This is a genomic window from Gemmatimonadaceae bacterium, from assembly GCA_019752115.1.
GTDB lineage: Bacteria > Gemmatimonadota > Gemmatimonadetes > Gemmatimonadales > Gemmatimonadaceae > Gemmatimonas.
Map to the genome: position 1 here is coordinate 79,106 of JAIEMN010000007.1, position 11,513 is coordinate 90,618.

Annotated in this window: 10 protein-coding genes; 6 read left to right on the forward strand and 4 right to left on the reverse strand. The window is 67.8% G+C overall.

All coding sequences use genetic code 11. The features are described from left to right. Positions 1 to 478: 478 nt before the first annotated feature. Positions 479 to 1,633 carry an aminotransferase class I/II-fold pyridoxal phosphate-dependent enzyme gene (locus K2R93_03685; protein ID MBY0488922.1) on the forward strand — a complete coding sequence of 385 codons (1,155 nt, stop codon included), beginning with the start codon at positions 479 to 481 and terminating at the stop codon, positions 1,631 to 1,633. Between the two features lie 155 nt (positions 1,634 to 1,788). On the opposite strand, the gene K2R93_03690 is transcribed toward K2R93_03685, so the two are convergent. Then, complete coding sequence (locus K2R93_03690; protein ID MBY0488923.1) at positions 1,789 to 2,385, reverse strand: YceI family protein; 597 nt, start codon at positions 2,383 to 2,385, stop codon at positions 1,789 to 1,791. Between the two features lie 193 nt (positions 2,386 to 2,578). Between K2R93_03690 and K2R93_03695 the strand changes: the two genes are divergently transcribed. From K2R93_03695 to K2R93_03710, 4 genes are read left to right on the forward strand one after another with little or no spacing between them, the layout of a single operon-like run. Then, positions 2,579 to 3,736 carry a hypothetical protein gene (locus K2R93_03695; protein ID MBY0488924.1) on the forward strand — a complete coding sequence of 386 codons (1,158 nt, stop codon included), beginning with the start codon at positions 2,579 to 2,581 and terminating at the stop codon, positions 3,734 to 3,736. A 32-nt stretch (positions 3,737 to 3,768) separates the two neighbouring features. After that, on the forward strand, positions 3,769 to 4,554 hold the full coding sequence (locus tag K2R93_03700) for a hypothetical protein (GenBank protein MBY0488925.1): 786 nt from the start codon (positions 3,769 to 3,771) through the stop codon (positions 4,552 to 4,554). A 10-nt stretch (positions 4,555 to 4,564) separates the two neighbouring features. Beyond that, positions 4,565 to 5,041, forward strand: coding sequence for a transcriptional repressor (locus K2R93_03705; GenBank protein MBY0488926.1), 477 nt, complete (start codon positions 4,565 to 4,567; stop codon positions 5,039 to 5,041). An 11-nt stretch (positions 5,042 to 5,052) separates the two neighbouring features. Next, positions 5,053 to 5,778 carry a cytochrome c biogenesis protein CcdA gene (locus tag K2R93_03710; protein ID MBY0488927.1) on the forward strand — a complete coding sequence of 242 codons (726 nt, stop codon included), beginning with the start codon at positions 5,053 to 5,055 and terminating at the stop codon, positions 5,776 to 5,778. A gap of 155 nt (positions 5,779 to 5,933) precedes the next feature. On the opposite strand, the gene K2R93_03715 is transcribed toward K2R93_03710, so the two are convergent. Next, positions 5,934 to 7,655, reverse strand: a complete 1,722-nt coding sequence (locus tag K2R93_03715; GenBank protein ID MBY0488928.1) for an ABC transporter ATP-binding protein/permease — start codon at positions 7,653 to 7,655, stop codon at positions 5,934 to 5,936. Between the two features lie 138 nt (positions 7,656 to 7,793). Between K2R93_03715 and K2R93_03720 the strand changes: the two genes are divergently transcribed. Further along, a complete protein-coding gene (locus tag K2R93_03720) occupies positions 7,794 to 8,645 on the forward strand; it encodes a hypothetical protein (GenBank protein ID MBY0488929.1) in 852 nt (283 codons plus the stop codon). Between the two features lie 182 nt (positions 8,646 to 8,827). Here K2R93_03720 and ggt read toward each other — a convergent pair whose 3' ends face one another. Both ggt and K2R93_03730 read right to left on the reverse strand, forming a co-directional pair. Continuing rightward, a complete protein-coding gene (gene ggt, locus K2R93_03725) occupies positions 8,828 to 10,597 on the reverse strand; it encodes a gamma-glutamyltransferase (GenBank protein MBY0488930.1) in 1,770 nt (589 codons plus the stop codon). A gap of 98 nt (positions 10,598 to 10,695) precedes the next feature. Continuing rightward, positions 10,696 to 11,424, reverse strand: coding sequence for a hypothetical protein (locus K2R93_03730; GenBank protein ID MBY0488931.1), 729 nt, complete (start codon positions 11,422 to 11,424; stop codon positions 10,696 to 10,698). Positions 11,425 to 11,513: the final 89 nt, after the last annotated feature.

The following is an 11,513-nucleotide window of genomic DNA, read 5'->3' on the forward strand; positions in this document are numbered from 1 at the left end:
TATCCACGAGGACGGGCCTCTCCCGGGTTGGGCAAGCTCGCTGCGCTCGCTTCCCAAGCCGGGAGAGCTCCCGCCCTCGCGGACACCCGCGCCGCGCCCCTGGCGGATACCTTGGCGGGGCGGGCTTCTGCGATCGGATTTCGGACTTCTCGCGCGCTTTGCGCGCATCGGGATGTCGGACTTGCAACAGGATGGTCGCGGCGCCTTGTGATGGTCGCGAGCGAGCGCCTCGGGGGCCGTGCTTTGGGGAGGACGCGCGCATAGTCGGGGGCTGGGGACTGTCCGCTTCTTTGAGCGTGGTGTGGGGGCGGCGTGTGTGCCGGCGTGAGCGGGCGCTCTCCCGGCTTGGGAAGCGATCGCAGCGAGCTTGCCCAACCCGGGAGAGGCCCGTTCGCGCCGGTGCACTCGCCGCCGCCGCCCGCACCACACCTGCAAGCCGCACGTCGCCGACGCACAGCCAGACGCGATATGTTGGAGCATGTCACAGCGCACGCTCGACGCCATCCCGCCGTATGTGTTTTATGAGCTCGACGACCGCCGCGCCAAGGCGCGCGCTGCGGGGAAGACGCTCGTGGATGTTGGGATCGGGAGCCCGGACGGGCCGATTCCGCCGGTCGTCATTGAGGCCATGCAGGGCACGGCGACGGAGCGTGCGCTCAGTGGCTATCCCTACTTCCGCGCGCACCCCGCGTATGCCGAGGCGGCGTGCGGGTATCTCCTGACTCGATTTGGCGCGACGGTCGATCCGCGCGCGGAGTTCATCGCGCTGGCGGGATCGAAGGAGGGGATCGCGGAGCTGATTCTGTCGCACACCAACCCCGGCGATGCGGTGCTGGTGCCGGAGGTGTACTACCCGGTGTACGCACGGGCCACGCTGCTGGCCGGCGCGGAGCCGGTGTATATGCGCTTCCTCCCCGATGGGCGGCTCGATCTCGAGGCGATTCCCGCCGACCCGTTGCGTCGCGCGAAGGTGATGATCGTGAACTATCCCGGCAATCCCACCACGGCGAGCATTTCACTCGAAGAGATGGGGCGCCTGGTGGCGTTCGCCGAGCGGCATGGGATCGTGCTGCTGAGTGATCTCGCGTACAGTGAGCTCAGCTTCGATGGCTACGCCGTGCCGAGTGTGCTGCAGGTGCCGGGGGCGATGCGCGTGGCGGTCGAGAGCCATACGTGCAGTAAGAGCTTCAACATGGCCGGCGTGCGCTGCGCGCTCATGGCCGGCAGTTCCGCGGCGATTGCGCGGCTCGATGCCTATCGCGCGAACATCGGCTACGGTGTGAGCACGCTGGCGCAGCGCGCGGGCGCGGCCGCGTTTGCCAATGCAGCCACGATCGTGCCACCCATTGTGGCCGAGTATCGCGCGCGGCGCGATGCGATCTGCGCAGCGATGAACGCCGGTGGCTGGGCGGTGACCCCGCCGCGTTCGACGATGTATCTGTGGCTCGACGTGCCCGCCGGGTACGACGACTGGGGATGGGTCGATGCATTGATCGCGGGACCGGGTGTGGTCGTGACGCCGGGGATCGCGTTTGGGGAGGCGGGGCGGGGGAAGTTCAGGGTGAGCCTGGTGCAGCCGTCGGCGATGCTGGAGCGTGCGGCTCAGGGGCTGTGCTCGTTGCGAATGGGCTGATCAGAACTCTGACGGCGGAAGTCAGTAACCCCTGAGAGCTCAGGGCATAGAACGTCAGGGGGGAGAGCTCAGGACCACATGTAGTCCTGAGCTCTCCCCCCTGATGTTCTGCCCCCTGAGCGCTCAGGGGTTGAGGGCTTGCCGACGCGACGCCCTTACTTGCTCGCGCCCGCGCCCGCTGGTGCCGGCTCCTTCAACGAGATATCCCACTGCACCTGCACCTCGTTCTCGATCGGGTTGACCGGCGGGTCGAAGCTGATGCCGAAATCCTTGCGGAGGATCGTCAGGGTGCCGCGGAAGCGGCCGGCGCCCTTCTCGTAGAAGACGACGCTGGCGGGGACGACGACCTTCTTGGTGATCCCCTTCACCGTGAGGTCGCCGGTGATGTCCAGCTTGTTGGCCGCGACCTGCTTCACGCCGGTGCTCTTGAACGTGATGGTGGGGTACTTCGCGACGTCGAAGAAGTCGGGGCTCTTGAGGTGATTGTCGCGCATGTCCACGCGCGTGTTGATGCTGGCGGCGTCGATGGTGATCGCGACGGCGCTGTTGCTCCAGTTCGCGGCATCGAGCTTCACGTCGGCGTCCCACTTGCCGAAGAAGCCGTGGGCGGAGAGGAGGCGCGAGTCGGCGACGAAGTTGATCTCGCTGTGCGCCTTGTCGATGACGTGCGGCTTGCCGTCCACCGGGCGGGCGGCGGCGAGCAGGGGAAAGGCCAGGAGGGCGGCGAAACGGCGGCTGGTCACGGTGAGCATGGGGCGGCGCTCGGAGATGGAGGTGATACGGATAGCCGGCTGCACTAAGGTGCGCCAAGCAAATGCTGAGTGCTAAGTTATAAATCCGGCGGCGGGGCGCAAGAGGGGGCGGGTGCGATTCGCATTCCTCATTGGAGAATGCGGCGCCCGTCGCGCCTTGTACGGGCCCCCAGAAGGCGGCGATCTTTAAGACGTGACGAGCTTTAGACCGCCCGCCTTTGACGCCGAGCCGCTGGCCAGCGCCCCCGATGCCACGTTCGTTCCGGCGCCGGCGGACGGGGTCCTGCCGGATGACTTCTTCTCGACCACGAACCTCCCGACCTACGTGAAGGTCGGCGGACAGTGGCGGCTCCCGCTCGAACCGCGCATGGACTCGGCCGTGGTGCTGTGCACCGACGGCGTACTGCGCATCCGCGAGGGACGCCGGGTGAAGGCGGGCGACCTCTGCGTGGTGGGACGCGAGGAAGACGGCAGCACCGGCGTCTTCGTGCATGCCCATGCCTTTGTCGAACCCGACGACGGCAGCGAGTTCCGCTTCATGACGAGCGAGGTCTCGCGCGAAAAGCCGATCGACTACGGGCTCATGGCGCGCACGCTGCTCGAGCAGCGCGACGAGGGCGGCTACGTGATCTGGGTGACGGGCCCGGCGCTCGTGCACTCGCGCGCCCGCCGCGACATGACCTGGTTCGTGGAGAATGGGTTTGTGCAGGCGCTGCTCGCGGGGAACGCGGTGGCGGTGCACGACATCGAGGCGTCGATGTTCGGCACCACGCTCGGCATGACCGGTTCCGGTGAAGCGAGCACGGGCGGTCATGGGCTGCACATGCGCGCCATCAATGCGGTGCGTGGCGCGGGCTCGATTGCCGCGGCGGTGGAGCGTGGGCTGATCACCGATGGCATCATGCACGCGTGCGTGCGCCACAAGGTGCCCTATGTGCTGTGCGGCTCCATTCGTGACGACGGGCCGCTCCCCGAGGTGATCACCGACGCGATCGCCGCACAGGACGCCATGCGCCAGCACGCCATGAAGGCCACGATGGCGGTGATGATTGCGACTGCCCTGCACGCCATCGCGACGGGCAACATGCTCCCCTCGTTCACGATGGACGAGGATGGCACGCTCTACGAACTCCCCACGATCTGCGTGGATTCGTCGGAGTTCGTGGTGGCGAAGCTCAAGGATCGCGGCACGCGTCAGGCCTTTGGCGTGGTGACCAACGCGCAGGACTTCCTGCACATCCTGCGCATGTTCATCGAGCGCGAACTCGATGCGCGCGCGCGCCGTCCGATCGATCCGCAGCACAAGAAGCGTCGGAAGGGGAATCCGTTCCCGTTCCTGCCGATTACCTGAGTTCTTCCTGTCTTTCTCTCTGCACCAGGCTGATGACTGATATTGTGGACGCCACCCCCGACACGATGGACGCGCCGACGATCGTACTCCCCGATCGTGCGGACTCACCGGTGTCGGAGGTGACCGAGCGTTTTCTGCGCGCGGTGGTGGCCCAGGTGCCGCTCGAGCTGATCGAGGAACTCCATCTCTTCTCGCCGCTGCGTCAGGGGACGGTGGAGACGGGCATTGCCGTGCTGGCGGCTCGCGTACCGGTGGTGGTGCCGGTCGCGCCGGAGCCGGAGCTGGCGCTGGACGCGTCTGCCGATGTCGTTGCCGTTGCCGACGCTGAAGCGGCAGCGGATATCGATGACACGGCTCGCACAGAGGACGCAGAGGGCACAGAGATCACGGAGGACGGCGACATCTCGGAGCGGGACGCTGAGATGGTTGCCGAAGCCGTCGCTGAAGTCGTCGCTGACGAAGCGGGCGACGATGAAGTGACGGCCGCCGACCCCACCGACGATGGCATGGTGGTGGTGCATGACGAGTCGGTGGTTGTCGAGGCCTCGTCGGATGATGAGGACGTGGCGGTCATCGAGGCGGTCGCGGCGCCGGTGCCGATGGTGCGGCATACGGTCTACACGGCGCGCTATCGCTACGTCATCAAGGGGCCGGAGCGCGGCAAGTGGGAGGCGAACGTCAAGGCCGAAGCCGAGGCGCCGCTGGTGACGGTGGAGACCGTGGTGCGTGGCGTACAGCGGCGCGCGGGCGAAGAGTCGGAGATCGTGCGCTTCACGCAGGCGCAGATCGCGAACGCGCTGCGCATGAGCCTCGCCTGACCGACCGGCGATGAGCGAAGCCACGGACGCGGCGGCAATTGCGGCGGACCGGGAGGCGTTTCGCGCATTTCTGCGCGATCACAACCTTCCGGCCACGGCGCAGCGGCTGGCCATCGCCGATGTGGTCTTGGGGACGGATCGCCACCTGTCGGCCGAGGAGGTGGCGGAGGAGCTCAAGCTCCGCGGCGCCCAGGCGGGCACGGCAACCGTGTATCGCACCCTGGAGGTGCTGGTACGCAGTGGGCTGGTGGTGGAGCGCGACTTTGGCGAGGGATTCAAGCGCTTCGAAGCCGCGCGTGGCGTGCCGCACCATGAGCACCTGCTGTGCACCAACTGTGGCCGCGTGCAGGAGTTTCGGGACGAGCGTCTGGAGCGCATGACGACGCTCCTCGCCGAGGCCCATGACTTCTCCCGACAGCGGCATCGGCTGGTGATCTATGGTTTGTGCGGGAATTGCCGACGGGGCAGCTGGCCGACCGAGCGCTAGATTTCGCACCCATGGCACCTGAATCCCTGACCGTCCTGGTGGCCTTCACGGCCGGCCTCCTCAGCTTTCTGAGCCCCTGCGTGCTGCCGCTCGTGCCGAGCTATGTCACGTTCATCACGGGCATGGGGCTCGACGACGCGGCCAAGCAGAAGCGCACGGCGCTCGTGCATGCCGTGCTCTTCGTGCTCGGCTTCTCGTTCATCTTCGTGGCGCTGGGCGCCGGCGCGAGTGTCTTCGGGCAGATGATGCGCGAGTACCGCGTCTGGATCGCGCGCATCGGCGGCGCGCTCATGGTGCTGATGGGGCTCTGGATGCTGGGGGTCATCAACATCGGCGCCCTCCAGCAGGAACGCCGTATCCACGTGAGCGACAAGCCCCTCGGCTACCTCGGCACCGTGGTGGTCGGCATCGCGTTCGGTGCGGGCTGGACGCCCTGTCTGGGCCCGACGCTGGGCGCGATCCTGGTGCTGGCGGCCAACGAGACGGAGCTGACCAAGGGGATCACGCTGCTCAGCTTCTACTCGATGGGGCTGGCGGTGCCGTTCCTGCTGAGCGCGCTGCTGCTCGATCAGTTCCTGGGCTTCTTCAAGAGCTTCAAGAAGAACATCGGCACGGTGAACCGCATCGCGGGCGTGCTGCTGGTGCTGGTGGGGATCGGGATGTTCACCGGGTGGTTCGCGAAGCTGGCGGCGATCCTGCAGCCGCTGACGCCGGCGTTTCTCGTGGAGAGACTCTGAGACGTTGAGACTCTGAGACTTTGAGAGTCTCGCACAGAGGCGCAGAGATCACAGAGAATGCACAGAGAACTGCGGTTCTGTTTTGTTGTGCTCTGTGTGACCCCTGTGATCTCTGTGCCTCTGTGCGAGACCCTCACGTCTCACTCCGTCACTCCTCAAGCGGCTTCGATGGCGTCGAGGAGTTGCTGGCGCTGCAAGAGGCGCGCGTAGCGGCCGCCTAGCGTAACCAGCGCATTGTGCGTGCCCTCTTCCACGATGCGGCCTTCTTCGAGCACGATGATGTGATCGGCTTCGCGCACGGCGCTCACGCGGTGCGACGCGATGATGGCGGTGCGGCCGTGCAGGGCATCGCGCAGGCCGTGGAGGATGGCGGCCTCGGTGTGGGTATCGACCGCGGAGAGCGCGTCGTCGAGGAGCACGATGGCGGGCTGGCGCGCGAGGGCGCGGGCGAGGGCGGTGCGCTGTTTCTGGCCGCCGCTCAGGTTGATGCCGCGTTCACCGAGTCGGGTGTCGTAGCCGTCGGGGAGGCGCGTGATGGTGTCGGTAAGCTGGGCGATGCTGGAGGCCTCGGCGACACGATCGGCGTCGAATGCGGGGAGGCCATACGCGATGTTCTCGCCGACGGTCTCGCTGAAGAGCAGGGCCTCCTGCGGGACGTAGCCGATCTCGGCGCGCAGCGTGGCGAGCGGGCAGTCGCGCACGTCCACGCCATCGATGCGCACGGTGCCTTCCTGCGGGTCGAAGAGGCGTGGAATGAGATCCATCAGCGCACTCTTGCCGGAGCCGGTGGCACCGACGATCGCGAGCGTGCCGCCGGCGGGGATGTCGAACGAGATGTCGCGCAGCACCCACCGGGGGTCCGGGGGAGGGTCGCCCTCGGCGACGAGCGGAGCGGGGTACTGGAAGCCCACGCGATCGAAGGTGATGCGTCGGCCGGCCGCCTCACCAGTGCGGCGTGTGGCATCGGGGAGCGTGGCCCGGCCGCTGTCGGTCACGGACAGCGAGCGCGCATCGAGCAGTTCGAGCACGCGCGTCATGGATGCGGAGCCGCGCTGGAAGAGATTGGTCGTCCAGCCGAGGGCGATGAGCGGCCAGGTGAGCATGGCGAGATAGATGCCGAAGGCGGCGTAGCCGCCCACGGTGATGCGCCCCGCGATGAGCAGATGGCCGCCCACGCCAACGGTCACGGCGCCGGCGAGCCCGGCCAGCAAGGCGAAGCCGGGGTTCATCACGCCGTTGAGCTTGGCGAGGCGCATGTTGGCGGCGAGATACGACTCGCCCAGGGCGGCGAAGCGCGCGATCTCGGGCTGCTCCTGCCGATAGGCGCGTACAACGCGCACGCCGGCGAGGTTCTCCTGGGCGCGGGTGGTGAGCTGGCTGAACTGCTGCTGCACCGTTTCAAACCGATCGTGCACGCGCTTGCCCAGGCGCAGCATGAGCAGCGGCAGCCCGAGCATGGGCAGCAGCGCCGCGCCGGTGAGCGTGGGGGAGATGCGCACCATCATGGCCAGCGCAAAGACGCCGCCGAAGATGGTGTTGGTGAAGTACATGAGCGCGGGCCCCGCGGCCATGCGGACGGCGGAGAGGTCATTCGTGAGGCGCGCCATGAGATCACCGGTGCGCCAGCGCGTGAACCAGGCGGCGTCGAGGGTGGTCAGGTGCGCGAGCAGGTCACGGCGCAGGTCCGTTTCAATACGACGGCTGATGCCGTTCAAGAGCTGGCGCATCGTGAAGCGCAGCGACCCGGCTACCATGGCCGTGGCGAGCATGATGCCGCCAAGGCGGAGCACGGTGCTGAGTGGGGCGCCGCGCTGAATCGCGTCCAGTCCCCGCTGCAGAAACGTGGGAATGGACGTGGCCAATGCGGCGGAGATCACAACAGAACCGAGCCCGACTGCAACTTGGCCCCGATAGGGGTGGTAATACGGGAGCAGCCGTTGCAGAACGTGCTTAGACTTCAAGGCGAACTCTCATCTGGAGCATGGCGTATGCGTGAATATAGTCCGAAGCGGTCGATGACTGGTCGTCTCGCGCTGGTGGTGTCGAGTGTCGCCCTGATGTCGCTGGCGGCGTGCGGCGAGAAGAAGGCCGACGACGCGAGCCTCGCGTCGGATACGGCACTGGGCCGCGATCTCGCGCTGGCGCAAAAGGACAGCGCGCCGCAGCCGCAGCTGCAGGATGTCCCGGCCGCCCCGCCGCCGGCGGCGGAGCCCGCACCGTCGAAGGCGGCGCCCAAGCCTGCGCCCAAGCCCGCGCCGAGCAAGAGCACGCCCGCGCCGGCCCCGGCGCCCGCCCCCGCGCCGGCTCCGGCTCCGAAGGCCACGCTGCTCACCGGTACGGTGGCGGCGGGGACGTCGATGAGCTTCGCGAGCAACAGCAAGGTGTGCTCGAACGGCGCGCCGGTGGGTGAAAAGTTCACGGCGACGCTGAACGACGCCGTGAGCGCGAGCAATGGCGTGAAGATTCCCGAGGGTGCGACCGGCACGTTCGAAGTGATCGAATCGAAGACGGCGCAGAACTCGAAGGACAACACGACGCTCAAGGTCAAGCTCGTGAGCGTGAGCTACAACGGCAACACGTATCCGGTGGAGAGCACGGTGCAGAGCGCGAGCACGGAGCGCGTGCGCAGCGCGACCAAGGGCGATGACGCGAAGAAGGTCGCCGGTGGCGCGATCATCGGCGCCATCGCGGGCCAGATCATCGGCAAGAGCACCAAGGGCACGGTGGTCGGCGCGGCGGCCGGTGCGGCGGCGGGCACGGCGGCCGCGGCGGCGACGGCGAATTACGACACGTGCTTGGCGAGCGGCGGGACGATTACGGTGGTGTTGGATTCGCCGGTCACGGTAAAGCCGGCGCCGGTGCCGTAATCGGACGTCTGATGCGCTGACCTCGGAGGTCAGACTTTCACCCCCGAGAGCTCAGGGGGGAGAACGTCAGGGGGGAGAGCTCAGGACCGCGGCAGTCCTGAGCTCTCCCCCCTGAATTTCTTCCCCCTGAGCTCTCGGGGGTTACTCACATCCCATGTCTGAGCGCGAAGCCGTCTGATCGGTCACCACCCCACCGCTCCTCCACTCCTCCGCGGCTCCGGCTGTCCTTCCCACCCGCCGTTCACGCGCATGATCGCGTTCACATTCACGAGACTGCGCAGCTTGCGCATGTTGTAGCCCATCGCGCGGAGCGAGTCGAGCACGGCGGGGCGAATGCCGCCGTCCTCGTAGGTGAGGGAATCGGGGAGCGCCTGATGATGAATGCGCGGGGCGCGCATGGCATCGGCGAGCGTCATGCGGTGGTCGATGACATTGAGGATCACCTGGCTGGTGCCGGTAATGATCGTGGGACCGCCGGCGGCGCCGACCACGAGCAGGGTCTGCCCGTTCTTGTCGAGGACGATCGTGGGGCTCATCGCGCTCAGCATGCGCTTGCCGGGCTGGATCGCGTTCGCTTCGCCCTGGACGAGCCCGAACATGTTGGGCTTGCCGGGCGCGGCGGCGAAGTCGTCCATCTCGTCGTTGAGCATGAAGCCGGCGCCGTGGACCCACACGCCGCTGCCCCAGGAGTTGTTGAGCGTGGTGGTGGTGGCCACGGCGTTGCCCTTGTCGTCAACCACGCTGTAATGCGTCGTGTGCTCCGGTTCGCGCACCTTGGGCGGGGCGATGGCGTTCATCTGCTGTTCGAGCGCGGGTGTGCGCGCGGCCCCGGTGCCGATCGTGGCCTTGAGGCTCTTCGCGTAGTCCTTGCTCGTGAGGGCGGCGATCGGGACCTTCACGAACGCGGGGTCGCCCAGCTTGGCGTTGCGATCGATGAAGGCGCGCTGATACGCGCTGCCCACCAGATGGAAGTACTGCGTGCTGCCGTACGCCGGCAGCTGCGCGTACTGCTCGAGCACGTTGAGCGCCTCGGCCACCACAATGCCCCCGGAGCTCGAGGGCGGCATCGAGAGCAGCGTGTGGCCGCGATAGGTGGTCTTGAGCGCCTCGCGCCACACCGGCGTGTACTTCGCGAGGTCGGCTTTGGTGATGATGCCACCGCCGCGCTGCATTTCAGCGACCAGCGAATCGGCAATCCATCCGCGATAGAACGCACCGGCGCCCTGGGATGCAATCGCTTCGAGTGTGCGCGCGAGTTCGGGCTGCACGAGCTTCTCGCCGGCCTTCACCACCGTGCCACGCGGGAAGTACGGCGTGGGCGTGCCGGTGTACTTGTTGACCATGCCCTGCGCCCGGCTGATCGAGCCGGCGAGCGCGGTGTCCACCACGAAGCCTTCCTTCGCAAGGCGGATCGCCGGCTGCATCACGCGCGAGAGCGGCATCGTGCCGAAGCGCTCGAGGAGCGCCGTCAGCCCCGCCACGGCGCCGGGCACGCCTGAGGCGAGGTGCCCGTAGACGCTCTTGTCGGTGAGGTTGCCCTTGGCATCGAGATACATGTCGCGCGTTGCGGCGAGTGGCGCGATCTCGCGGTAGTCGATCACCGCGCTGCGGCCATCGGCCATGCGCACGACGCTGTACCCGCCGCCCCCGATGTTACCCGCTTCGGGCCACGCCACGGCCAGGGCAAAGCCCAACGCCACGGCCGCATCCACGGCATTGCCGCCGGCCTTCATGATCTCGGCGGCTGCGGCACTGGCCTCCGGGCTGTTCGACACCGCCATCACCTTGGGCGCGAAGGTGCTCTTCTGGCCGCTGGGGAGTCGCCACCCGTCGGGGAAGCTCGCGGCGGCGCGGGCCGGGATGGCGGGCGCGCTGCTGGTGCTCGAGGGGCCGCTGGACTGGGAGCCGGCGCAGGCGGCGGTGAGGGCGAAGAGGGGGAGGAGGCGGCGCATTTGGGGACGGGGGGGTGGAGCGAACGGCGTATACGTGGGGCGTATACGTGGGGCGTATACGTGGGGCGGGAACGGCGGTGGGAACGGCGGCGGGAGGGCTACCTGTTTCCGCCGAAGTGGAATCTGAGTCCGGCCCGCGTAGTCCGCGACCGGTAGGTGCGGCCGTCGCCTTCAGTGAGCCCGGTCTTGCTGTGCCAGCCCATGCCGAAGTCCTGGATGAGCTCAATGGCGGTGCCGCTGCCCAGGGCGTAGGCCACGCCGCCGCCGATGGTGCCGGCGAGGTCGGTCTGCATCTTGGCGAGACCGGGGATCGAGTCGCCGGTGGCCTTCACGCGGAAGTTGCGGAACGCGTTCACGCCGCCGGTGAGCACGAAGAGCGTCTGAAAGCCCCGCTGGCCGCCGCCGCTGCGGAACTGGCCCATGGCCGACCACATCTCCGTTTGCGCGAGACAGCTCGTCGTGGCGCAGGCGCTGCCGGGCGTGTTCGCCGAGGGGACGAACGGGGTCTTGTAGGCCGACATGTTCACGTCCACGACGCCATAGCCCACGGCGAGCCCGAGGGTGCTGTTGGGGTCGAGGGCCTTCTCGAGCGTGCCCCGGAGCTGCCAGAGCGGGTCGCTGCCGAACTTCCACCGGGTATTGGACTGGCCGTCGATGATGTCGTTCACGACCGCGCCGTTCGCGCCGCCGGAGAACCACCAGCCGTAGTTCGGCTCGATGGCGCGGGGGCGGCTGCCGCGGATCTGGGCGGCGGCCGGGCGGGCGGCCCCGAGCAGGCCGAGCGCGAGCAGGGCCAGGGTCCAACGACGGCGGGAGGGTACGGGCACGGCGACTCCTCGATGGGGGAGCGGTTGGCTACGTTTCACGGTTACATCCCATGACGGGTGTTCCGGACGTATCAGGGAGGAAGCTAGTC